This is a genomic window from Hamadaea flava (assembly GCF_024172085.1).
Taxonomy (GTDB): Bacteria; Actinomycetota; Actinomycetes; order Mycobacteriales; family Micromonosporaceae; genus Hamadaea; species Hamadaea flava.
The window spans coordinates 3,942,964-3,964,234 of sequence record NZ_JAMZDZ010000001.1; the positions used below are offsets into that span (position 1 = coordinate 3,942,964).

25 protein-coding genes are annotated in these 21,271 nt (G+C 68.7%); 19 read left to right on the forward strand and 6 right to left on the reverse strand.

Translation table 11 applies throughout. From position 1 onward, the window contains the following. Nucleotides 1-246 precede the first annotated feature (246 nt). Nucleotides 247-1,017: a hypothetical protein gene (locus tag HDA40_RS18475; RefSeq protein ID WP_253757531.1), complete on the reverse strand. Its 771-nt coding sequence runs from the start codon at nucleotides 1,015-1,017 to the stop codon at nucleotides 247-249. 258 nt (nucleotides 1,018-1,275) lie between these two features. Here HDA40_RS18475 and HDA40_RS18480 point away from each other — a divergent pair, with 258 nt between their 5' ends. The 12 genes from HDA40_RS18480 to HDA40_RS18535 all read left to right on the forward strand — a co-directional run bounded on the left by HDA40_RS18480 (nucleotide 1,276) and on the right by HDA40_RS18535 (nucleotide 10,785). Further along, the gene (locus tag HDA40_RS18480) at nucleotides 1,276-1,845 is read left to right on the forward strand and encodes a hypothetical protein (RefSeq protein WP_253757533.1); all 570 of its coding nucleotides are present in this window, start codon (nucleotides 1,276-1,278) and stop codon (nucleotides 1,843-1,845) included. Next, nucleotides 1,842-2,684 (forward strand): TRM11 family SAM-dependent methyltransferase, encoded by an 843-nt coding sequence (locus tag HDA40_RS18485; RefSeq protein ID WP_253757535.1) that lies wholly within the window; start codon nucleotides 1,842-1,844, stop codon nucleotides 2,682-2,684. The genes HDA40_RS18480 and HDA40_RS18485 overlap by 4 nt, the downstream gene beginning before the upstream one ends. A gap of 500 nt (nucleotides 2,685-3,184) precedes the next feature. Continuing rightward, complete coding sequence (locus HDA40_RS18490; protein WP_253757537.1) at nucleotides 3,185-3,826, forward strand: hypothetical protein; 642 nt, start codon at nucleotides 3,185-3,187, stop codon at nucleotides 3,824-3,826. Nucleotides 3,827-4,136: 310 nt separating this feature from the next. Then, nucleotides 4,137-4,610, forward strand: coding sequence for a hypothetical protein (locus HDA40_RS18495; protein ID WP_253757539.1), 474 nt, complete (start codon nucleotides 4,137-4,139; stop codon nucleotides 4,608-4,610). Nucleotides 4,611-4,675: 65 nt separating this feature from the next. After that, the gene (locus HDA40_RS18500) at nucleotides 4,676-4,894 is read left to right on the forward strand and encodes a hypothetical protein (protein ID WP_253757541.1); all 219 of its coding nucleotides are present in this window, start codon (nucleotides 4,676-4,678) and stop codon (nucleotides 4,892-4,894) included. Between the two features lie 23 nt (nucleotides 4,895-4,917). Then, entirely contained in the window at nucleotides 4,918-5,709 is a 792-nt protein-coding gene (locus HDA40_RS18505; RefSeq protein ID WP_253757543.1) for a hypothetical protein, read from the forward strand. Nucleotides 5,710-5,861: 152 nt separating this feature from the next. Further along, nucleotides 5,862-6,416, forward strand: a complete 555-nt coding sequence (locus HDA40_RS18510) for a hypothetical protein (protein WP_253757545.1) — start codon at nucleotides 5,862-5,864, stop codon at nucleotides 6,414-6,416. Then, the gene (locus tag HDA40_RS18515) at nucleotides 6,413-6,835 is read left to right on the forward strand and encodes a hypothetical protein (RefSeq protein ID WP_253757547.1); all 423 of its coding nucleotides are present in this window, start codon (nucleotides 6,413-6,415) and stop codon (nucleotides 6,833-6,835) included. The genes HDA40_RS18510 and HDA40_RS18515 overlap by 4 nt, the downstream gene beginning before the upstream one ends. After that, on the forward strand, nucleotides 6,825-7,436 hold the full coding sequence (locus tag HDA40_RS18520; protein WP_253757549.1) for a hypothetical protein: 612 nt from the start codon (nucleotides 6,825-6,827) through the stop codon (nucleotides 7,434-7,436). Before HDA40_RS18515 ends, HDA40_RS18520 begins: the two co-directional genes overlap by 11 nt. A 160-nt stretch (nucleotides 7,437-7,596) precedes the next feature. Next, nucleotides 7,597-8,319, forward strand: coding sequence for a GGDEF domain-containing protein (locus HDA40_RS18525; RefSeq protein WP_253757551.1), 723 nt, complete (start codon nucleotides 7,597-7,599; stop codon nucleotides 8,317-8,319). Further along, a complete protein-coding gene (locus tag HDA40_RS18530; protein WP_253757553.1) occupies nucleotides 8,316-9,608 on the forward strand; it encodes an AcrVA2 family anti-CRISPR protein in 1,293 nt (430 codons plus the stop codon). Before HDA40_RS18525 ends, HDA40_RS18530 begins: the two co-directional genes overlap by 4 nt. 157 nt (nucleotides 9,609-9,765) lie before the next feature. Beyond that, complete coding sequence (locus tag HDA40_RS18535; RefSeq protein ID WP_253757555.1) at nucleotides 9,766-10,785, forward strand: NAD-dependent epimerase/dehydratase family protein; 1,020 nt, start codon at nucleotides 9,766-9,768, stop codon at nucleotides 10,783-10,785. Here the strand turns inward: HDA40_RS18535 and HDA40_RS18540 are convergent. The 5 genes from HDA40_RS18540 to HDA40_RS18560 all read right to left on the reverse strand — a co-directional run bounded on the left by HDA40_RS18540 (nucleotide 10,776) and on the right by HDA40_RS18560 (nucleotide 15,425). After that, nucleotides 10,776-12,218, reverse strand: coding sequence for an NsdA family TPR-like regulatory protein (locus tag HDA40_RS18540; RefSeq protein ID WP_253757557.1), 1,443 nt, complete (start codon nucleotides 12,216-12,218; stop codon nucleotides 10,776-10,778). The genes HDA40_RS18535 and HDA40_RS18540 overlap by 10 nt on opposite strands. Next, a complete protein-coding gene (locus tag HDA40_RS18545) occupies nucleotides 12,215-12,784 on the reverse strand; it encodes a flavoprotein (protein WP_253757559.1) in 570 nt (189 codons plus the stop codon). The genes HDA40_RS18540 and HDA40_RS18545 overlap by 4 nt, the downstream gene beginning before the upstream one ends. After that, a complete protein-coding gene (locus tag HDA40_RS18550; protein WP_253757561.1) occupies nucleotides 12,781-14,061 on the reverse strand; it encodes a hypothetical protein in 1,281 nt (426 codons plus the stop codon). Before HDA40_RS18550 ends, HDA40_RS18545 begins: the two co-directional genes overlap by 4 nt. A gap of 295 nt (nucleotides 14,062-14,356) precedes the next feature. Then, on the reverse strand, nucleotides 14,357-14,557 hold the full coding sequence (locus tag HDA40_RS18555; RefSeq protein ID WP_253757563.1) for a DUF397 domain-containing protein: 201 nt from the start codon (nucleotides 14,555-14,557) through the stop codon (nucleotides 14,357-14,359). Continuing rightward, nucleotides 14,550-15,425, reverse strand: coding sequence for a helix-turn-helix domain-containing protein (locus HDA40_RS18560; protein WP_253757565.1), 876 nt, complete (start codon nucleotides 15,423-15,425; stop codon nucleotides 14,550-14,552). Before HDA40_RS18560 ends, HDA40_RS18555 begins: the two co-directional genes overlap by 8 nt. Nucleotides 15,426-15,868: 443 nt before the next feature. Between HDA40_RS18560 and HDA40_RS18565 the strand changes: the two genes are divergently transcribed. The 7 genes from HDA40_RS18565 to HDA40_RS18595 are packed head-to-tail and all read left to right on the forward strand — an operon-like array spanning nucleotide 15,869 to nucleotide 21,246. After that, nucleotides 15,869-16,504, forward strand: a complete 636-nt coding sequence (locus HDA40_RS18565) for a GOLPH3/VPS74 family protein (protein WP_253757567.1) — start codon at nucleotides 15,869-15,871, stop codon at nucleotides 16,502-16,504. Between the two features lie 27 nt (nucleotides 16,505-16,531). Next, a complete protein-coding gene (locus tag HDA40_RS18570) occupies nucleotides 16,532-18,046 on the forward strand; it encodes an APC family permease (RefSeq protein ID WP_253757569.1) in 1,515 nt (504 codons plus the stop codon). Next, the gene (locus HDA40_RS18575) at nucleotides 18,043-18,681 is read left to right on the forward strand and encodes a GNAT family N-acetyltransferase (protein WP_253757571.1); all 639 of its coding nucleotides are present in this window, start codon (nucleotides 18,043-18,045) and stop codon (nucleotides 18,679-18,681) included. Before HDA40_RS18570 ends, HDA40_RS18575 begins: the two co-directional genes overlap by 4 nt. Further along, nucleotides 18,678-19,610, forward strand: a complete 933-nt coding sequence (locus tag HDA40_RS18580; RefSeq protein ID WP_253757573.1) for a hypothetical protein — start codon at nucleotides 18,678-18,680, stop codon at nucleotides 19,608-19,610. The genes HDA40_RS18575 and HDA40_RS18580 overlap by 4 nt, the downstream gene beginning before the upstream one ends. A 57-nt stretch (nucleotides 19,611-19,667) precedes the next feature. Then, nucleotides 19,668-20,246 (forward strand): hypothetical protein, encoded by a 579-nt coding sequence (locus tag HDA40_RS18585; protein WP_253757576.1) that lies wholly within the window; start codon nucleotides 19,668-19,670, stop codon nucleotides 20,244-20,246. Continuing rightward, nucleotides 20,246-20,530, forward strand: a complete 285-nt coding sequence (locus tag HDA40_RS18590; RefSeq protein ID WP_253757578.1) for a hypothetical protein — start codon at nucleotides 20,246-20,248, stop codon at nucleotides 20,528-20,530. The genes HDA40_RS18585 and HDA40_RS18590 overlap by 1 nt, the downstream gene beginning before the upstream one ends. Next, nucleotides 20,527-21,246, forward strand: a complete 720-nt coding sequence (locus HDA40_RS18595; protein ID WP_253757580.1) for a 3'-5' exonuclease — start codon at nucleotides 20,527-20,529, stop codon at nucleotides 21,244-21,246. The genes HDA40_RS18590 and HDA40_RS18595 overlap by 4 nt, the downstream gene beginning before the upstream one ends. Nucleotides 21,247-21,271: the final 25 nt, after the last annotated feature.

The following is a 21,271-nucleotide window of genomic DNA, read 5'->3' on the forward strand; positions in this document are numbered from 1 at the left end:
GGGCCTCGCCCGTGGGTTGTCCCCACCGGGCGGGCATGCCGTGGATGACATGCACCGCCCAGATCCGGGCTGTCAGACCGATCGAACCGGCCTCGGACCTGTCACGACCTGTCCGGACCTGACCGCGCTCGCCGCTCACCCGACCTGACAGCGCTGCCGCGCAACCGATGCGGGCCTGGATACGCGAAAGGCCGCCCCGGGCAGTGCCCGGGGCGGCCTTGGTGATGGGTGGTGGTGTGAGTGCCGTCAGGCGGCCAGCGCGGGTGCGTTCGCCTGCGTACGCACCGGGCCGGAAAGGTCGCCGCGCTTGACCGCCGCGCCGACGACGCGTTCAGCGCGGCGGCGCCGCATCCGCAACGCGGAGGCGGTCACGCCCTGCTCGGCGGCCAGCTGCTCGATGAGGGTGTCGCCGAACCGCGTCGCGCTGATGAGTTCAGCGGCCTCCGAAGTGATCAGGCCGGCGGCGGCGGCCCGGCCGAGCAGCAGGTCCGGGTGGCCGTAAGGCATCTTCGGCGTACGCGAGCCGCTGGACAGATCCAGGGGCAGCTCCTCGGTATCGTGCGGCTTGATGACCGCGACCCCGGCTCGCCACGCCGCCCAGCACAGCCGCAGCCACAGCCGGGGCATGTCCAGGTCAGCGGTCCGCAGCGCGGCCAGGAACCCGGCCAGCACCTCGGAGTCGACGTCTTCGGCGTGGCGGGCGTGCCCGCGGCTGATCTTCGCCGCGAGGTGCGTCAGAGCGGGAAGGGCCACTCCGATCGCGCCGACGACCCAGGCCGGACCCCATTCGCGGGCGTGCAGGGCCAGCTGCCGCCACAGGGCGTCGACGGTGGCGGAGTCGTAGCGCTCGAACAGCACCAGCTTGCGCAGCTGGTCCAGCGGCATGGTCTTGTCCGGCAGGCCCGGCACGGGGCGGGCGTCGAAGCTCAGCGGGGCGGGCTCGCAGGTCAGCAGCTCGAACGCCTTCTCGGCCTGGCCCAGCGCGCCGCCGGTACGGAAAGAGGTGGTGGTTGGCATGTCGTGTCCCCTCGTGGTCGAGCCGTTCCGCCGGCTGCGGCGGCTCATGACCTCGATTGGAGTGCGGCGACCTGACAGCAGAAGCCTCTGTTAGATCGGGACAGGTTTGGACAGGTCGTGTCAGGTTCTCGCCTGTCAGACGGCCCGCCCGCCCGGCGCGCTGACTGGTCCTGTCAGGTCGGGGGCGGGTTCGATCGGCCCAACAGCCCCGTTCTAGGCACTGTCAGTACGCCCGCCGGTCCGGGGGCCACCGTGCCCATGACCGACAACACCAACCACCACAGTGCACCGGTCCCGGTCGGGGACGTCGTGCCGGGCCAGGTGCCCGTGCCGATCACCGTCTGGCCGGTGCCTGCCCCGCGCAAGGGCGACACCATGTCCAACGCCATGGGCGTGCGGCTCGTGCACAACCTCACCCACCCCGGCGAGCTGATCATCGATCTGGCTGACGGGCCGCAGCTGGCCCGCGCGGTCATCGCGGCCAGTCGCCGCAGCCACCTGCAGTCGGCTCGGCAGACCGGCTGGGGCAAGGAGGCTGCGCGGCTCATCGTCACCGGCTGGCCGGTCGACGGCCTGACGGCGCAGGAGTTCTTCACCCGCAGCCGCGACAAGCTGCTGCCGGGCGGCTGCGTGGCCGTCCTTCTCACCCACGACGTGACCGCACCGGTCGACGTCATCATCGCCGCCAAGCAGGCGGGCCTTTCCTACCTGCAGCACATCGTGGCGGCCGACCAGCCGCCCCGGCGGCGGCAGGAGACGCTGCTCGACATCCACACCGACGTGCTGATCCTGCGCAACAGCACTCCGGCAACCGGCGGTGCACGATGACCGAGGACTTCCCGGTCACGTCGGTGTGGCTGACCTGCCAGCAGCCCTCCCGCGACCAGCGGCGAGGCCGCTACGTGCCGGAGAGCAGCAGCCACCCGGGCAAGATGCTGCCCAACCTGGCTGCGCACGCGATCCGCACCTACACCGCGCCGGGAGACCTGGTGTTCGACCCGATGTGCGGGTCGGGCACCACCCTCGTGGAGGCCATGCACCTGGGGCGCGACGGGATCGGGATCGACATCGAGCCCCGCTTCACCGCCCTGGCCGAGGCGAACGTGGCGTTGGCTGCGTCGCAGGGCGCGGCCGGCAGCGGACGAGTCATCACCGGCGACGCCACCAAGTTGCTCGATCTGGTCCCGGCGTCCGCGGTCGGCAAAGCGGGACTCGTGCTCACCTCCCCGCCCTACGGCAGGGGGACACACGGTCTGGTGCGGGCGACCAGTACCGGGGTACGCAAGCGGGACCACCTCTATGGGGACCGCGAGTCGGGCAACCTCGCCTATGCGGGATGGTCCCGCCTCCTCGACGGATTCGCCGAAATCCTGGCCGCCAGCTACCAACTGCTGCGTCCCGGCGGGACCGTGGTCATCACCTGCCGACCGGTACGCCGCCAGCGGGACGACTTCGTCGACCTGCCCGGCGAGCTGCTCGCCGTCGCCCAGTCGGTCGGGCTGGTCCCGGTAGAGCGGTGCGCGGCGATGCTCGCCGCCGTCCGTGACGGGCAGATCGTGCACCGGGCCAGCATGTTTGGCCTGATGGCGGTACGTCGCGCCCGCGCCGAAGGCGTCCCCGTGCACCTCGTAGCACACGAGGACGTGTGGGTGCTCCGCCGCCCGTGACGGGCGGATAAGAGCAGGTCAGACGGGGTGAAGCCGCCTATGGCGGCAGCCTACATCCCGCGTGGCCGATGACGAGGCGGCGGGATACGGGCAGCTCAGCCCCGTCCCGCCGCCTCCGGCGTCAGCCGTCCCGCTCGCGGACAGGGTCGCCGCCCGTGGTCCCGCCGACTGGCAGCTGTGTCCCGCTCGGGCAGGCAACCCGGCACCCGGTGGTCCCGCTCGGCGGGCGCGCAGCGGGACCACCATCCAGACCGAGCGGGACCTGCGTCCGGCGACAGCGGGACCAGTCCCGCTCGAGGTCCCGCTCCACGCGGCCGGCACCGGGACACGTCCCGCACCCCGGCCGCGCCAAGTCCCGCTCGGCGGTACCCGCCGATCCAGTCCCGGGCCGCAGTCCCGCTGCGGTGTCGGCCTACGCCTACTAGCCCCTTCTATCGCGAAGTCCCCGGGCGCCGCGCACCGCGGCCCGCCCGGTTCATCTCAACCCCTTGGAGGCAAACATGCTGAACTTCCTGACCCGCGCAGAGCGCCACACCTATGCCAGCGCGAGCGCGCTGTCGCTGCTGACCGCCGTCATCGTCGTCAACGGGCTCGCGGTGACCGGCGGGAACCTCGCCGTCATCGTGGTCCTGGCCGTCGTCGCCGGGTTCTGCCTGGCCGGATGGTCGCGCCTGCTCTACCACCTCATCGACACCGGCAACCGGTGGATCGGCCCGCTGGTCGGGCTGGCCACCGTGGGCGTGCTCCTGGCGGCCTGGGCCGCCGGATGGCCGCGACTGCTCGGCGTCGCGCTGCTGCTGTTCGTCGGCTGGCTGCCGTTCATGGCCGCCGAGTCGGCCGGGCAGGCACTGCGCTCACACGCGTACTGGTCCAACTCGCCGCGCCTGTGGCAGGTGGCGAAGTCGGCTCAGGTCGTCATCGACACGGTCGTGCTCGGCGCGATCGCCGTGCTCCTGACCGTGCCCTGGGACGGTCCAAGGCCGCTGGCGCGGCTCGCGACCGTGCTGCTGATGCTCGTGCCGCTGCTGATATCGCGGGCCGCAGACCGGTCCGGGCCGCTGCCCCGTGTCCTGTTCTGGCCCACCCCCAGCGAGCGGGAACCGCAGGTCGCGCGGCCTGCCGACGAGCCGCGCCAGCAGTGACCTGACAGCGGACGAGCTGTCAGGTTCGCGGGCTGTCAGGTCGTGACAGGTCTTGACAGGTCAGCGAGCCTGACAGGTCGCCCCGACCGCCGTCCGGGTGGCTTAGCCTGGAGGTTCTCCTTATTCCTATGTGCCCCTTGATCTGACGTCGCCCGCGACGGCACCGTGCCCACCGCATCCCGGTCGGCCGCCGCCGCCTGACCCAGATCAGGCACCCACAAAGCCCACGTCCCTCGCGTACGCGACCGGGGCGCGGTATCCCCATCCCTGCGGGCGGTCACCGATCGGTGGCCGCCTTTCTTCGTGCCCCGTGGAGGACGACATGCTCCAGCCCGCCTGGTACCTGACAGCCCACGACTGGTTCGCCCAGCTGGCCGACGCACCCCGTCTGAACTCTGACGGTCAGACCGTCCTCGGCCAGGTCGCCGATCTGTTCAGCGACGAGTCCTACTTCAACCCGGCCAAGACCGTGGCCACCGTGCACGTGATGCTGCTGGCCGCCGAGCACCTCGGCGACAACCTGACCTGGGCCGTCAACCAGCACGACGCGGCCGACCTGACCCGGCTGACCGCCGGGCTCAGCCTGGTGCAGTCCCACCTGACCCAGATCGTGCAGCGCCTCGCCGAGCAGACCCACGATCGGGCCTTCCGAGGCTCCAACACCGTGCCCGCCCCGGCGACCAAGGACCTGATCGACAGCCTCAGCGCTGCCGGCGCCAGCGCCGAGGTCTGCGCTGGACACCTCAAGGAGGCCCACCTCACCCTGCACAACTCGACGCGATAACCCCACCTGCCCGAGGCGCGCGTACCGGCGACGGACGCGCGCCTTCGCCATACCCGGAGGTTCCGATGTCCGACCTGGGCGGGTTGACCCGCCACACCTTCAACGCCACCGGCCGCACCAGCCGCAGCCTCGACGCGCTCATGGCCGCATCCGGCGACAACAAGACCGACGCCATCAACGGCGCGCTACGCCTGGCCGCGACGCTGCTGGCCTACGCCCGCGAGGACAGCACCGTGCATGTCCTGGCACCTGACGGCACGACCCACGTCGTGCACCTTCCCTAACCCACCCATCGAAAGGCATCCCCATGTCCAAAATCTGGTGGCGGCTGACCGAGATCAGCCCCCTGGCCGAACACGCCATGCACACCCCGACCACTGACGCCCCGCTGCCCCTGATCGGCAGCACCACCGCCGCACCGGGGCTGATCTGGGACCAGAACGACACAGGAGTGGAGACCTTGCGCTCCAACGGCTCGCCGGTCTGGTGCGATGAGACGGGGCGGCCCCACACCGCGCAGGCGCTCGCCTGGACCCACACCGCCAACCAGCGCAGCAACACCTACTACCACGCCCACATCGACGGCGACCTCGTCCTGCTCGAAGGCCGCCACGAGGGCGCGGCCCGTTCGGTGATCGACACCATCCGCCTCGGCGTCGCCAGCGGCCATCACTGGCTGTGGATCGATCCGATCGGCTGGCCGTTTCCCGTAGGGACCGCCGACCACCGCGACGAGATCGTCCCAGCCGACGCCAGCTGGATCCCGGCCGAGGTCGAAGCCTCGGCCCTGGAGGGCCTGTCCTACCGGGCGGTGATCGCCGAAGGCTACGAAGGCGCTGACGGTGTCCTGCCCCGATTCACCCGGCAGACCGTCGCCGAGATCATCGCCGACCTCGACGACCTGAACAGCCACCCGGCCACCATGCCTGGCGAGTTCCCCATCGTGGCGTTCGACGGCGAGGTCGCGGTCATCTCCTGGCAGCAGCACACGCTCTCCGACGAGCGCGTACTGGAAATCGACCGCTGCTACCCCGACGCCGAAGGGCTCTACGCCATCGGCGCATACCAGTGGACCTGGATCGTCACCCGGCGGCGCTAACACCCCCGCCGCCTGCTGGCCCGCCAGCAGGCACCTGACCTGACCCACCCCGCACCACCCGGCCGTCGCCCGGCCGACCGCGCGAACCCGCGCACCCCGGGCACGGCCGCACGGCCGTGCCCGGATTCCACCAACCCAACAGGGAGAATCCGTTGCACCCCAACGACCACAGCCCCGGCATCCCGCCCCGGCTCCTGACCCGCCCCACCATGGGCGGACTCGTCGTCCCCTACACCACCCTGCGCCTGCCCGATGGGCGGTGGCGCTTCGGCGCGGTCGACAGCGACCGCCAGGCCGACGCGCTCATCAACCGGCTGTGCCAGACCTGCGGCGACCCGCTGGAGCGCCGGATCGTGTTCGCGATGCGCGACATGGACCTGGACGCGATGTCGGCCGACGAGCCCGGCATGCACCCCGAGTGCGCCGCGTACACCGCCCTGGCGTGCCCGATGCTGGCCGGACGGATGAGCCACCACCAGACCACCTCGATCGAGGCGCAGCTGTCCGCGCTCGGCATCGCCTTCGACGGCGACCCCACCACCCAGGTACGGCTCGGTCGGCCGGCATCGCCGTGGAGTCTGGCCTGGACGAGCGGGTACAGCGTCTACACGCACCCGACGACCCAGCGGCTGGCCGCTCGCATGACCCCCGCGCAGTTGCTGCGGGTCCGGCCGATCGTCTCCGCGACGCCGGAGGGCCGGTCATGAGCCTGCACGTCGTCGCGATCTACCACAACACCGAGTCGCGGTTCTTCGAGTACGAGGACGGGCACCAGCTCCGCCAGGTGATCTCACACTGGCGGCAGTGGCCGACCGGCATCGACCCGCTCCAGATCGCCGACTGGGCCTGGCGAGTGTTCAACGTCGACCTCGACGTGCTGGAGGCCCACCGCGGCACGCCGGAGGGCGAGGCCGACTTCCTCATCGGCAGCGCGTACCGGCTGATGCGCCGCCGCTCGCTGTCGACCGGTGACGTCGTCTCGATCACGACCGAAGGTATCGTCACGTGGCTGGCGTGCGAGTTCATCGGCTGGCGGGAGATCACGGCCCCGGCAAATCTCATCGGCCTGCCGCTGAGCGCCGAGGCCGTCTACCGCCATGCCCGGGGCGGCGACGATGACCAGTAGGCATCGCTGCCTGGGCCACCGGCCCGGCCGCCACGACGACGCGTGCATGCACGGACCGTGTGGCTACTGCGGCACCGACCTGCAGACCACCGCCTCCGGCGAATGCCGATCGTGCCTGAAGATCGTCTGCGAGCAGTGCGACGCCGGATACGACCCCGACCACGGGCCGATCTGCCGCCCGTGCGCACAACCCGGCAAGGGGTCTGGCCCGGCCGAGCCGCCGCCGGACAGCTGGCAGCTGCACCGCCTCGTGGTGTTCCTGCTGCCGCTGTCCTGCGGGCATCAGGTCAGCCTGTTCGTCAATGGCTGGTACCCGGTCCGGGTCGCGTGCTGCGACCGGCTCGGCGGCACCATCCGGGGCGGTGTCTACGTCGCGTACGCATCCGACGTGGACTACGTGCAGGTGATCAGCGAGCGGTACGAGTACCGGCCGCCCGGCACCCCGCCCGAGCCCTCCGAGGTACGCGGCCGGTGGCCTCGCACCGACGACCCCTACCGCTCGCCGCACCCCGGCGGCGGGTCCAGCACGGGACGCTACCCCGCTCGCGTCGGCGCCACTTGGAGCTTCGACGGCTCCATCGCGCCGGCCACGCCGAGCTGACCTTCCCGCACCGCACCACCGGAAACGCTGCCCGACCGAGGGCGGCAGATGCACGAAAGACGGCCCGCCAGAAGGCGGGCCGTCTTCACATCCAGGACCCGGGACGCACCGCCTAGACAACGTTCGCGTCCCGGGCTCCAACTCTCATTGGAGGAGTCCAGTGTTCACCACGCTCTTGGTGATCGCCAGCATCTACACGGCGGTCACCTTCCTCGCCGGAGCCATCATCGGCTCCGCGCTCGCGTCACTCGGTGCCTGGCGCATCGTCGGCCGGATGCGCGCCGAGTTGGCTGACGCCGCCTGGCAGCTGGCCCACGACCCGCTGACCGGCCTCTACAACCGGAACGGCCTGCGTACCGCCCACGCCGCCTTCGCCGCCGCCCACCCCGGGCAGCCGGTCGTGGCCGTCCTGATCGACCTGGACAGGTTCAAGGAGATCAACGACGATCACGGGCACAGCACCGGCGACGAGGTGCTGATCGAGGTCGCCGACCGGCTCACGCCCATCGCCGCCTTCTACGGCGGCGACATCGCCCGGCACGCGGGCGACGAGTACGCCGCCCTGTTCCCCGTCCGCCAGCACGGCATCTCCCAGCTCGCCGACGACCTGCTGTCGGCCATAGCCGCGCCGATCGAAGTCCAGGCCGACACCGGCCCCGTCGTCGTCGCCCTCACCGCCAGCATCGGCATCGCCGTGGTCGACAGCACGGACCCGTTCGAGGAGGTCGCGCTGCACCGCGCCGACACCGCCATGTACCACGCCAAGCGCGGCGGCCGGAACCAGCACGTGCTCTACACCCCGGGCATGACCATGCCGCCTAGCGAGGCCCGTCGCGGGCTGCGACTGCGCGACCTCCACCAGCAGCGGGGGGTGACCGCGTGACCGGCCCTCGTGAGGAAATGGCATGCGCCACCTGCCTGACCCCGCTCAACGTTCTCGATGACCAGTACATCCACCCCCTGTACCGCGACAACGACGGACACCCTCCGGTACCCGTCCCAACCAGCCAGCTCGACACGGTCAACCGGACCTGTGACTTCTGCGGCGACCAGTACCCGATGTGGACACTACTCGGTGGCAACGTCAGAGTGCTGGCGACCAGCAGCCAAACCGGCCTGGTACAGGACATGGGCGAGACTTGGGCTGCCTGCGTACCGTGCATGGCAGACCTCGACGCCGGTCGGGCGATGAAGGTGGCCGACCGCGCGGTACGACGCATGCGCGTGCACGACATTCCCCTCGCCCATGCCGAGACCGCTAAGCTCCACCAGGCGTTCCTGCGCCAGCGGCTACCCGGCCGCGTCCTGCTCACCACCACCGCCTGGCCAGAGCTCGACGTCAGCCCCCGTGACCTGCCGAAAGTCCGCGACCGGCTGGCGTCGTTCTACCGCGGCCCCGATGAGCTGCCGACAACTCTTCGCATCAGCAACGTGCGAAGGCAGCTTGCAGACAGTCTCGACCGTGCCCGGCTGTACTGGATCGATGACAACTTCACCGAGCTGGCCGAACACGCCGCCTCGCAGATGCCGGCGGTCACCGCCAGCAAAGACCTCGCACCCTGCGACGATGGACTACTCGTCTGGACCCGTCCGGCGACAGCCCACATGATCACGGCCGCCTCCTGGTCAACACACGACAACGCGATTGAGGCTGTCATCTACCGCGCTATCGGCAGCGGCCTCGAGGACCAACCATTACAACACCTGCGCGAACAGGTGGGCTGGCTCGCACCCACGCGCACCTTCCGACTGCGTCACGATCAGCTCATCGACGGCTCGCCCGACGATCGGTCTGCGATCCTGCTGGTCACCTGGCTACTCATCGCCCAGAAGGCCGCAGAGGACGTACCAGCGGAGATCGACAAGACGATACGCAAGAAGTACGCCCGCGCCCAGCGGGCCCTGCCCGAAGTACGGATCGTGCGCATCCGCGCCCACACCCAACCAGACGACTCGGCGAAGGTCCCCGGGACCGGCGGCAGCCGGACCTACACCAGCCGGTTCTGGGTCACCGGCCACTGGCGCAACCAGGCACACGGGCCAGGCCGAACCCTACGCCGCCCCGTCTACATCCATCCGTTTCTACGCGGCCCGGAGGACGCGCCGATCAAGCTGAGTACCACAGTGCGCATCCTGGATCAGCGCCACGGCGATAAGGCACCAGGCAACTAAGGATGTCCATGCGTGTGGTGGCGGCAGAAAGCCGCCACCACACGCATGTGATCGCATTTTCGTGTTTGACCAGACCTCTGAGTCCCCGTGGCGGACGAATCGACGAAGTTGCTGTGAGCACTGGTGCCGCCCGCCTGCGGCGGCGAAGATACCGATCATGCGGTTGCTAGTTCTGGGCGGCACCCTCTTCCTGGGCCGCGCCGTGGTTGAAGCGGCGCTCGGGCGTGGCTGGTCGGTTACAACGTTCAATCGTGGCCAGTCCGGCGAGGATGTCCCCGGCGTGAGAGTGCTGCGCGGGAATCGCCTGGAGCCCTCCGACCTGCACCGTGCCGTCGAAGCCGGACCCTGGGATGCGGTCATTGACATGGCGGCCTACGTACCGAAGCAGGTTCTTGCCCTCTCGCGATCCCTGGCTACGGTGAGCCGACGCTACGCCTTGATCTCCACCGTAAGCGTGTACGAGGGTTGGCCGGCGGAACCCTTGAGCGAAGCTTCGCCAGTGCTCGACTGCCCACCGGACGCGGATGAGGACTTCGGTCCACCCGATGTCGAGGATGGTCCAACCCGCTACGGCCGCCTCAAGGCAGGCTGCGAGCGTGCCGTCCTTGCCTCGTTCGGCCGTGACCGAACCCTGATCATTCGTCCTGGGGTGGTACTGGGGCCGCACGAATACGTGGGACGGCTCCCCTGGTGGTTGCGCCGCGTGGCGGCGGGCGGCCGAGTCGTCGCACCGGGAGCGCCCGACCGCACGATCCAACCCGTTGACGTACGCGACACCGCCGAGTTCGTTCTGAACACGCTCGCCGACGACCGCATGGGCATGTTCAACGTAGCCGGACCGACGAATCGGGACACCTTCGCGGACCTCCTGGACGCTTGTAAGCGCGCCACCGCCTCGGATGCGGAGTTCGTCTGGTTCCCCGACGACGTTCTTCTCCGTCGAGGCGTCCGTCAATGGTCTGAATTACCTCTATGGCGGACTCATCCCGGAGTTTGGTGCGTGGATGCCAGCGCAGCCTTTGCAGTCGGCCTGCGAAGTCGACCTCTCGCCGAAACCGTCGCGGCAACGTGGGCGTGGATGCAGACCGCGCCCACGTTGCTGAACGAGCGATCAGCGGAGATCGGCCTCACACGGCAGCATGAAGCCGAGATCCTCGCCTCAGTCGATTACCACTGAGCGCCAATCGAGCGTTGATCAAACTCCATCGACCAACTCTCGATCCGCGATCCGAGTTGACGGGCATGGCGATCGGTCGTGTAACCCGTGCGCAGTTGCCTGACAGTCGAATCAACACGTCCGGTGATCGTCGAGATGCGCCGCCCGTTCTCCAACCCGAACACTGGCTCAAAGGCCGCTTCCGCAGCCTCCAGGTCGCGCGACATTACACAGGCGGTCGCTAGATCGACCTGGGCACCCGTGAGCGGTGCCCATGGCCGCAACACCTGCGGGAGGGCCTCATACCCGGCAATCGCGGCTTCGAGATGAGGGCGCGCCGCGGCACCGTCTTCGAGGTGCAGCCAGGCGGCGCCAGCACATGCCGAAGCTCTCGCGGAGTCAAAGCCGAACTCGCCTGCGATCTGGTCGTGCAGCAAGCTGCCGAAGTCTGCGCCCGCTAGACAGCGTTGCGCCTCGTCCAGCGCGGCCTCGGTCCCACCGCGGTCGCCCAGAAGAGCACACGAACGCGCTTTGATGTGCAAAATGCGAAATAGTTCCTTCTTGCTGGAGGTCAGCCGACGCGCCCTTTCGATCTCAACAAGGGCCTGCTTCGGGCGATTCTGCCAATTGAACAACGTGGCAACGAGGCCGAAAGACCAAGCCTCGGCTTCGGTATGCCCTGAAAGGCCAGCGAGTGTCCGGGCGCCCTGGGCAAGGCGCAGCGCACCGCTTGGACGACCGAGGTCAAACGCTGCGGAGGCCATCAACAGGCCGTTCAGAGCCGAAAGCAGGTATAGGTCGGCCAGGTTGTCTGGACGCTTCGTGCGGGTGGCCTGCTCGAACGCGACATCCCGGAGGTTTCTGGCGCGGTTAAACGTCCGCCATCGGTCCTGGCTCGCGTACTCCTGTGCAATGTCCGACGCTCTGCTGAACAGGTCATCCGTGGACTGCGCATCCAAGCCCGCCGCAGCCGCTGACGCGAAGATCAACGCCTGATCGGCGGATTGGTCGATGGACCACTCAAGCTCATCCTGTCCGAACGGGAAGCCCCGATCGTATTCATCGGGGCGTCCGGCGAGAGGCCCAACGCCTTGGCGTTGCGAGGAATCCGGCTCCTCGCCAAGCGTTTGTTGATCCGCCTTGGGGGCGGAGGCTGACCGGTCGATGTATAGACCGAGCGACGGTTCATCCGACTTGAGGACCGCGCACAGCGCGCGACGGTAGTCCTCGTTAGGCCATCGAATCTCGCCCCGTTCGAGCGTACCGATGGTCTTCTCGGTCATGCCGGCCCAACGGGGCCGTCGTCCCTGTGCTTCGTATCGTCTTTCGAGTTCGGCGTTGCAGGCGTCAGCCAGTTCCTGGCGCGACATCGGGCGTCGTGACCCCGAAGGTGAGAGCGTTGCCTTGCGGGCGGATCTCAGCTGGTCGTTCGGCGTCGCCGTGGAGTCGGTCATGGGTTCCGTACCTCAGTGCCGTTGGCGTGTGTTGCTGCGACGTCGAATGCCAGTTGCCACGGGAACTGCTGCTGGCGCTTGCTGCCTGTCCCTGGTTCGTGTGGCTCCCATTGATCGTTTGCGCCGAGAACGTAAACGCCCTCAGCCTCGAGCGCTCGTAGCGCATTTCGGTACGGCGCGCGTCGCGCCAGAGCCGTGTTGACGAATGGGACGAGGACGGTCGGCAGGCCCAAGCCCACAAGTTCGGCGACGACCGTCAAGGCATAGTTGTCAGCGACTCCGGCAGCCAGCTTGTTCACCGTGTTGTACGTAGCCGGAGCAATGATGATCGCGTCTGCCTTACGCACCGTCCGCGTCTTGCCGGGATCGGCGGCCTGTTCGAAGCCACTCCTCGGCGCGGCGCCGGTCAGTTCCTCGACCTTGCTGACGTCTAGGAACGGAACGGCGCTGGGCGTCGCCGTTACTGAGGCAGACCAGCCCGCCCCCTGTGCGATGCTGATGAGCACGCCGATGTCGGCAGCAGGTGCAGCGCCGCAAGGGACCAAGAGCAGATGGTGGCTGGTCATAGCGCGAGCCCCGCTGCCGTGGCGAACCGCATCGCATCGGATCGGTCCGAACCACGCGAGAGTGTCGCCAGATCGCTCACGACTCGCCGAGCTGCGGGGCGGGTGCGGACCTCTTGGGGGGCCAAGCTGTACGCGGCCCGCAACGCGGAGAGGGCCTGCGGATGCCGTCCCCATTGCGTGTATGCCTGGGCGACGTCCAGGTGAAGTGAGACTTTTCGTTCGGTGAGCGGAACGCGGTCGAGACTCACCTTGCGAGCGATGGCGATCGCCGTGCCGGCGTCGCCGAGCGTGAGAGCGATGTTTACCCGGTGCAGGAGGACGTTCTGAGGACCGAAGCCGGTCCATTGGTGATTGCCGTCGTCGCCGAGACGCCGGGCGGCTCGCTGGCCTTCGTCGAGAAGGGTTGAGGCGGTTTCACGATCGTTGAGTCGCGCTGCGGCGACCGCGGCCCGCAGAACGAGGGCTCCGTAGACAGACGTAGCGTCCGGTGAGGTTAGGCCGTCATCGCTGTCGAGCTGCTGGGCAGCTTGCTGGGCGACGCTGACGGCGTGGCTAGTGTGGCCGTTGCTGGCCAGCGAGTGGGCCATTATCCGCGCGCTTGCAGCGATGGTAATGGGGTTGCTGCTGGCACGTGCGCTTTGGGCGCTGCGTTCGGCCGCCAGGAGCGCGAGCGGGTGCTCGCCGTGTTTCAGTAGAAGGCTCGCCACTACGTGATAGGTGGCCGCGCCAATCTCATGAATCTTCGCCAGCTGACTCTTGTCTACCTCCTGCTGGGCTGTTGCCAAGTCGGAGAGTAGGGGCGCCAGAAAGGCTGCGAGTTGGGTGTAGTCACATGCTTGGTACAACCGCTTCGCCTTGCTCGCCTGGCGCAGGAGACGCTCCGCAGACGGCGGGTGGGCAGACTGAGGCTCTACGAGGTTGCCGAGCAGCACGCCAGCAAGTTCGGTCAGCAGTGATGCGCCGACTGTGGCGGCGGCAATGGGCAGGAATTCTCTACGCCGCACGTCGTGCTCCAGATCGGGGCTTGAGGCGGAGAAGAACGTGTCCGCGCCCGCGTCGACTGGTCGGTCGATATATAAACCCAGGGTGCGTTCGTCTGCCTTGAGGACCGCGCACAACACCTGGCGGTAGTCCTTGTTCGGCCAGCGGATTTCGCCTCGTTCCATTGCGCCGATGGTCTTCTCAGTCAAGCCCGCCCATCGCGGTCCGCTTCCGACCTTGACGCGCGTCTTCGCAAGCTCGGCGTTGCAGGCGTCGGCCAACTCCTGGCGCGACATCGGACGTCCTGAGCCAGATGGGGACAGCAGCGACTTGCGTGCCGCCGTTAGGCGGGTGTTGGGAACGATCTCCCTTCCCACTACTGGCCCCCAAGATCGATTATTGTCCTTGCGCCCGGCGTCCGACATGGCCCCTGAACTGATGTGCCTATATGGTCCCAGCGCACCTCAGCCGGTTCAAGCACGGGATCAACGCCCGTACCTGCGTGCCGTCGATGGATGCGTCAGCGTTGGCGGATGTCGAGTTGACGACGGGCCGCCAGACCCATGTGCGGGCCTGGCGGCCAACGGTGGCTTACAGGTCGAATTCGCCGTCCCGTACCCCTTCCACGAACGCCGACCATTCACCTGGAGTGAAGACCAGGATGCCGCCGTCGGGGTTCTTCGAGTCGCGGACACCGATCTGCCGATCAGTGCTGGTAGCGACTTCGACGCAGTTGTCGGCGCCACCGCTGCGGGTGGACTTGCGCCAGGGACCGAACTGCCGTTCATCCATTGTGAATCGTTCTCCTGATCTCCTCGGCCGTTGCGGCGAGGTAGTCGAGGCTGTCGCCGGGCGACATGGCTGCCTCCTGCAACCGGGCGTACAGGTCGAGGTAGCGGTTGACGTCCGTCTCGTCGGTCAGTACGAGGTCATCGGTCACCGTGTCCACGGCGGCTACCACAGGGTCTTGCGGGTCCGGGTACCGGTAGGTGAAGAACGCCGATCGCGGTACGGCGTGTTGACGGATCTCGACAGCGAGCGGCAGGACCCTGATGGTGATGGTCGGGCGCTCGTGTCCGACCATCACCAGGTGGTCGAGCTGTTGGGCGATCACCGGTGCGGGGGCTGCGTACCGGCGTACCGCAAGTTCGTCAATGATGACCTCGTAGGTGGGGCCATCGGGTCGCTCCAGCACGAGTTGGCGGCCGGCGCGGGCTTCGAGTGCTCGGGCGAGGCTGTAGGTCGCCCCGTCCGGGCGGTCCGTCAGAATGCGCGCCTCGGTGTACGGCTGTATTTGGAGCAGGCCCGGTAGGTACACCATCTGGTACTCGTGGATCTCGCTCGCGCCAGCTTCGAGGTCGGCGTAGAGCGCTTGGCGGGTTCCCATTTCGGCCGCGAAGGTGGCCCACCATCCGCGTTCCTGAGCGTCGCGGGCGATCGTCATGAGCTGCTCTGCCCGGTGCTCGCCCACCATGAACAGTCGAAGGACCTTCGCGACCAGTTCGAGGTTGGGAACGACGCGGCCGTTTTCGAGCTCCGAGATGCGCTGACGCGAGACGCCTATCTCGGTGGCGACGCGAGCGGATGAGTATCCGCGTTCGTCGCGTAGCCGGATCAGCTCGGCGGCGAGCCTTCGGCGGCGCACGAGCGGGCTGATCACGACGCACCTCCGGGTACAAGCCATCGCCGCTCGGCTATCGCTGTCCGGCGGCGCGGTCAGCGTAACCCCGGATTTTGGTGATCAAGCCCGATGCGTCGTGACGGTCCGTATCGAGGACCTGGTCAGAGGCCATCCGGGTATCAGAACGAGTATCAGACCGGGTGGTAGTTCGGGATTCCCGTCTATGTGGACTGTCCGTGAAGGTGGACCTACCACAAGCGATGTATCGATCCCTGGGTCACCGCCGAGCGTCCAGCCCGGTCGGGTCACGGCCCTGCGGAGGCGCAGAAGGACCGGCGGTAGGGCGCGCACGTGATGCGTGCGGCTTGACCATACCGGCTTCTCGCCGCCGCTCCTAGCGCCCGCCCGCCGTCGTAGCTATGCATAGCGGGGCGGCGGGCTGGGTCAGATGTCCATGATCGCCACCGAGGGAGGCCGGTCCGATGATGCTCGGCGATGACTTCTTCCGGCTTGCCCACGACGACGGGACCGGCAGGCCCCGCCTACATGCCAAAGCCCTCAATGTCGGCTGCGCTGCCGCGCTGCTCGCCGAGCTGATCAGCACGCGCCACATCGAGGTCGACGACACCGGCGTGCTGATCAAGAATCGGCAGCCGCCCGAGGACTCGCTGATGCATGTCGTCCTCGACCACCTCGTCAAAGAGGAAGGGCGCCGGCACAGCGTCAGCACGTGGTTGACCTTCTTCAGCAAGGACGCCGTCACCCAGATCGCCGAAAGGCTCCTGCGGGGTGGCCACGTCGAGATGACTCCGGTCCGCAAGCTGGGCCGCCAGACCGGGCTGCTCTACATACCGGTGGACCGCAACGAGGCCGCGCGCCCGTGGGCGGTGCTGTCGCAGCTGCTGCGACGCCACGAACCGCTGGCCTACCACGAACTCGCGCTCGCCGGGCTGACCGTCGCGACGGGCCTGGAGCGCTGGCTGCTGATGGACGCCCCCTTGAAGACGTTCGAGTTCCTGCATAGCCAGGTTGCGAACCTCTGGCCACCGATGACCTGCCTGCTGCGGTACACGCACGAGGTCATCGGGGAGGCGGTGCTCGCGCACCGCCACAAGTAACCCACCCCCACGATTCAGGAGTTCCCCATGCCCTTCGCTAGAACCCCGGCCACGGCGAGCAACGTGGCCAACGCCCTGGCCCGCAGCCGACTGGGCACCCCCGCTGTCGTGGTGTTCGTGATGGCCGCCGCCGCGCCGCTGACGGTGACCGCCGGAGGTGCGACCAGCGGATTCGCGATCACGGGCAGCAAGGGCATCCCGGTGGCGTACCTGGCCGTCGCGGTCATCCTGGCCCTGTTCGCGGTCGGCTACGTCGCGATGTCGCGCCACGTCGTCAACGCCGGAAGTTTCTACAGCTACGTCAGCCGGGGCCTGGGCAAACCGGCAGGCGTCGGCGCGGCGTTCGTCGCCGTGCTGGCGTACAACGCGATGCAGATCGGCTTGTACGGCGGCTTCGGTGCGGTGCTGTCCGGGTGGCTGCACGACCGGTTCGGCATCTCGATCGCCTGGTGGCTGTGCGCGCTCATCGGCTGGGCGGTCGTGGCCGTCCTGGGAGTCCTGCGCATCGACCTCAACGGACACGTCCTGGCCGTCATGCTCGCAGCCGAGGTCGTCGTCGCGGGCCTGTTCGCGATCGTCATGGTCTGGCATCCGGCCGGGGGCAACGTCAGCTTCTCCACCCTGTCGCCCAGCTACCTCATCGCCCCGGGCATCGGCGCGGCCTTGGTGACCGCGGTGACCGGCTTCGTCGGTTTCGAGGCCACCACGGTCTTCTCCGAAGAGACCCGCGACCCCCGGCGCACGGTGGCCCGCGCGACCTACATCGCGGTCGCCATCACCGGCCTGCTCTACGCAGGTTCGGCGTGGGCGCTGACGGTCGCCTCCGGACCGGACAAGATCGTGCCGGACGCCCAGCAGTACAGCACGGAGCTGATCTTCAAGCTGGTGCAGCCGCACCTCGGGCAGTTCTTCGTCGACCTGGGCCACATGCTGTTCGTGACCTCCCTGTTCGCCGCGCTGCTGAGCTTCCACCACACGGTCGGCCGGTACCTGTACAGCCTGGGCCGCGAGAAGGTCCTGCCGAGCTTCCTGGGCCGGACCAGCCGCAGAACCGGCGCACCGTGGTGGGGCTCGGCCACCCAGAGTCTCCTGGCGCTGGCGGTGCTGATCGGCTACGCCATCGCGGGCGCGGACCCGATCGTGCACCTGTTCTTCTGGGTCACGGTGTCGGGCGGGCTCGGCGTCCTGATCCTGATGACCCTGACCTCGGCCGCCGTGATCGGGTTCTTCGGCCGCGACCGGCTCGGCGAGAACGCATGGCGCAGGATCGTCGCCCCCGTCCTGGCGACCATCGCCCTGGGCTGGGTCCTCTACCTCACCATCGACCAGTTCGACGTGCTCCTCGGCGTCACGCCCGACTCGCCGCTGCGCTGGCTGTTCCCGGCCTCGTTCGCGGTCGCCGCCCTCGCGGGCCTGGTCTGGGCCGGGCTGCTCAAGGCGTGGAGCCCGGCCGTGTACGAGGCGATCGGCATGGGAGTGAAAGCCAGCTCGGCAAACCCGTTCGCGCCGGCCGCGCCTCTGGCCGAGGCGAGGCGGTCATGACCGGTACGCGCAACCTCACCATCCGCCGCGCCGAGCCTGCCGACGCGCAACGTCTGACCGGGCTGCTCGCCGACGCGTTCCTGATCTCCCCGGTCGGCGACTGGCTCATCCCGGATATCGACGTACGCCGCCGCGTCTACCTGCGCTACTTCGACATCTTCGTTCAGCACGGCCTGACGCACGGCCTCGTGGACGTAACCACGGACCTCAGCGGCGTGGCCATCTGGCTTCCTCGCGACCACGCAACCGCTGGCCCGGACAACTATGACGAGCAGCTCGCCGAGGCCACCGGATGGTGGGTCGAGCAGTTCCGCGTGCTGGACGAGACCTTCGACAAGCAGCACCCGCACGAGGTGTTCCACCACCACCTGCTGTTCCTGGGCGTCCTGCCCAGCGAGCAGTCACGCGGCATCGGGTCGGCGCTGCTGGCCCACCACCACGCCCACCTCGACGCCGAAGGCATCCCGGCGTACCTGGAAGCCAGCATGCCCCGCAACCGCGACCTGTACCTGCGCCACGCCTACACGGCGAGGAACCCCTTCTACCTGCCCGATGACGGCCCGCCCCTATGGCCGATGTGGCGCGAACCGCAGGTCACCGAGCCATCGCCGCGAGAGGACGACGTCCAGTCATGACCGACGCACCTGAACGCCCCACCCGACGCCGGTGGCTCGTCCCTGCCGCTGTGGCCGTCGCCGTCCTGGTGGCGGCATCGGCCGGGGCCGTGGCGCTCACGCCGAGCGGACTCGCCTCACTGACGCCAACGCCAGCCAGCGTCGCGCTCACCGTGATGCCGGAAGCCGCCTCACCGACGCCACCAGCCGACGCCTCCGGGCCGCTGATCGCCGTGGCTGATCTCCTGGTCGCCGCACCCAGCGACGCCACGCACGGGCGGTACTACTACCTCCAGGTTGAGGAGTGGTCGCGGGCCGACGCCGAGATCATCGGATTCCGCCGCGAAGACTGGCGCACCGATGACGGCGGCCTGATCCGCTCGCAGCAGCGCCTACCGGGCCAGCCAGCAGCATCGTTCGACATGGCGCGCATCGGGGTGCCCGGCACCTTCGACGGGGTGAAGCCGAAGCGCGACACCGGCGACCCCGCCGAGATGGAGTCGTTCATCGAGCGGCACGGGCGCCCGCCGGGCAACCCGACCGAGCTGGCGAAGATCATCGACAACGACAACGGTGGCCAGCCGCTGACCGACCCGTGCCCGCCCGCGTGCGGCCTCACGATCCGGCCCATCGTGTTCTTCGACGCGGTCACCGGCCTGTACCGCGAGACGTACCTCGACCTGCCCGCGCGTACGGCGCTGCTGCGGCTGGTGGCTGTCCAGCCCGGTATCACGTTGCTCGGTGAAGTCAACGACCGCGCCGGACGCAAGGCCATCGGCGTGGCCGTCACCGAAGGCGGCGTCCGGTTCTGCCTGCTGTTCGACCGCAAGACCGGCGTCCTGCTGGCCTCGGAGCGAGGCGTCCCCGGCTACGTACTGGACGACTACACCCTCTACCTGACCCTCGACCGCCGCGACAGTACGACCCCGACCAATAGCACGGCGGCCTAGCTCAACACCTCAGCCGGGCCGGTACCGCCAATCTCTGAACGTCCCTGGAGGAAGACGATGACCACTCACGTCACGCCCATGACGTCGCCCCCGGCGGCACCGGCCCGGCCCGCGACCACCTTCGCACGGCCCCTTCTCGACCTGATCCACAAGATCATTCACCGGCGAGCGAGTACGCCAGCGCACTACGGCCCGCCCGCCCAACCGCCGCACGACCGCGATCCTGCCACCATCGACAGCATCGACCAGTACGCCCCCGGCGCACCGGTCTGGGCGTACATCGGCGGCACCTGGCTCGGCGCTGGCATCGCCGACACCACCGGCAGTTCCGCCCTGGTGATCTACCCCGCGCCCGGTTCGGCTGACGTCATGGTCGAGACGGTGCACATCAGCCATCTCCAGCGGCGCGACCGGCCGGCACGAGAAGGCGACTCGAGGACATCGCCAGCTGCCTCCGGGGACCTTCCGACCGCCGGCCAAGCCCTAGTGATCCTTCGTCTGCACTACCCGGACGAGCTCGGACTGTGCACCGGCTGCGCGGAGCGCACCCGGTTCCGGTGGGCGCCCTGCCCCGAGGCGAAACAAGCCATGGCGGTGCTCGGCACCGACCCCGCCACACAGGTCGGAGCACCGTGATGGCCGCCGTCCTTCAGCTGCCTACAGCGGCCCGACGCCGGATCTACCAGACGCTGGTGAGCCAGCCCGGCAGGCACTGGACCGTCCGCACATTGACCGAGGCACTTGCCGCGCACGCCACCGTCAAGGAGACAGCCGTGCGGGACACAGTCAACTTCCTGTTGAGCCTGAACGTGGTCGCCCTGGTCCCGTACCAGCGGGCCATGACCGTCAGCCTGACCGGCCCCGGCGAGCGCGCTCTGATCGTCGCTCTCCGCCGCGCCCGGTCGCAGACGGGAGCATGACGATGCGGATCGGGCACGCCGACAGCATCGGCAAGCGGCGCGGGACACCGGCGGCACACGCGAAGTACGGAAGACTGGCCCCGGTGGGTTCCCCGCTGTGGCACGCCGCCGACATCGTCGCCCTCGACCTGGAGGGCAGCGGCGCACAGGACCATGCCGCCGAGGCGATCTTGGAAGTCGCCGCAGTCCCGCTGCTCAACGGCCAGCCCGACCTCGATCGCGCGTTCACCTCGCTGGTCAACCCCGGACGGCCGATACCGCCGCGATCATGGCTGGCACCCGGCCTGACGGACGGAGTCCTCGCGACCGCCCCGGCGTTCGACAGCATCGCGCCCACCCTTGCTGAATTGATCGACGGGAAATGGGTGCTGGGGCACAACGTGCAGGTGGACTGGCGACTGCTGAGCGGGCACCTTCCCGGGCTCCGCCCGGCTGGCCTGCTCGACACGCTGCAGCTTGCGCGGACCATGGCGTTCCCCGACCGCAAGCTGTCGACCCTGGTGGACAGCTTGCGCCTGCGGGAGGCGATGCACGCCGCCGCCGGAAGCAGCCAACCGCATCGCGCGTACTGGGACAGCGTCGCCGCCGCCTACCTGCTGCCGAAGCTGATCTACCGGCTGTGGCCGAAGAGACCGCCGACTTTCGAGAGCCTTCGGCTGATGGCCGGCGTGCCGCTTCCGGCCGAGCCAGTCGATCAGCCGGGCTTGTTCGACTGATCCGCCCCGAACCGCCCCCGCTAGT

Bases quoted from the DNA above. Each gene is read 5' to 3' on its own strand.
- HDA40_RS18570 (WP_253757569.1), top strand. From the start codon at position 16,532: ATGCCCTTCGCTAGAACCCCGGCCACGGCGAGCAACGTGGCCAACGCC.
- HDA40_RS18480 (WP_253757533.1), top strand. From the start codon at position 1,276: ATGACCGACAACACCAACCACCACAGTGCACCGGTCCCGGTCGGGGAC.
- HDA40_RS18520 (WP_253757549.1), top strand. From the start codon at position 6,825: ATGACCAGTAGGCATCGCTGCCTGGGCCACCGGCCCGGCCGCCACGAC.
- HDA40_RS18550 (WP_253757561.1), bottom strand. From the start codon at position 14,061: ATGTCGCGCCAGGAGTTGGCCGACGCCTGCAACGCCGAGCTTGCGAAG.
- HDA40_RS18500 (WP_253757541.1), top strand. From the start codon at position 4,676: ATGTCCGACCTGGGCGGGTTGACCCGCCACACCTTCAACGCCACCGGC.
- HDA40_RS18505 (WP_253757543.1), top strand. From the start codon at position 4,918: ATGTCCAAAATCTGGTGGCGGCTGACCGAGATCAGCCCCCTGGCCGAA.
- HDA40_RS18575 (WP_253757571.1), top strand. From the start codon at position 18,043: ATGACCGGTACGCGCAACCTCACCATCCGCCGCGCCGAGCCTGCCGAC.
- HDA40_RS18580 (WP_253757573.1), top strand. From the start codon at position 18,678: ATGACCGACGCACCTGAACGCCCCACCCGACGCCGGTGGCTCGTCCCT.
- HDA40_RS18490 (WP_253757537.1), top strand. From the start codon at position 3,185: ATGCTGAACTTCCTGACCCGCGCAGAGCGCCACACCTATGCCAGCGCG.
- HDA40_RS18515 (WP_253757547.1), top strand. From the start codon at position 6,413: ATGAGCCTGCACGTCGTCGCGATCTACCACAACACCGAGTCGCGGTTC.
- HDA40_RS18535 (WP_253757555.1), top strand. From the start codon at position 9,766: ATGCGGTTGCTAGTTCTGGGCGGCACCCTCTTCCTGGGCCGCGCCGTG.
- HDA40_RS18585 (WP_253757576.1), top strand. From the start codon at position 19,668: ATGACCACTCACGTCACGCCCATGACGTCGCCCCCGGCGGCACCGGCC.
- HDA40_RS18555 (WP_253757563.1), bottom strand. From the start codon at position 14,557: ATGGATGAACGGCAGTTCGGTCCCTGGCGCAAGTCCACCCGCAGCGGT.
- HDA40_RS18590 (WP_253757578.1), top strand. From the start codon at position 20,246: ATGGCCGCCGTCCTTCAGCTGCCTACAGCGGCCCGACGCCGGATCTAC.
- HDA40_RS18595 (WP_253757580.1), top strand. From the start codon at position 20,527: ATGACGATGCGGATCGGGCACGCCGACAGCATCGGCAAGCGGCGCGGG.
- HDA40_RS18475 (WP_253757531.1), bottom strand. From the start codon at position 1,017: ATGCCAACCACCACCTCTTTCCGTACCGGCGGCGCGCTGGGCCAGGCC.
- HDA40_RS18485 (WP_253757535.1), top strand. From the start codon at position 1,842: ATGACCGAGGACTTCCCGGTCACGTCGGTGTGGCTGACCTGCCAGCAG.
- HDA40_RS18545 (WP_253757559.1), bottom strand. From the start codon at position 12,784: ATGACCAGCCACCATCTGCTCTTGGTCCCTTGCGGCGCTGCACCTGCT.
- HDA40_RS18540 (WP_253757557.1), bottom strand. From the start codon at position 12,218: ATGACCGACTCCACGGCGACGCCGAACGACCAGCTGAGATCCGCCCGC.
- HDA40_RS18565 (WP_253757567.1), top strand. From the start codon at position 15,869: ATGATGCTCGGCGATGACTTCTTCCGGCTTGCCCACGACGACGGGACC.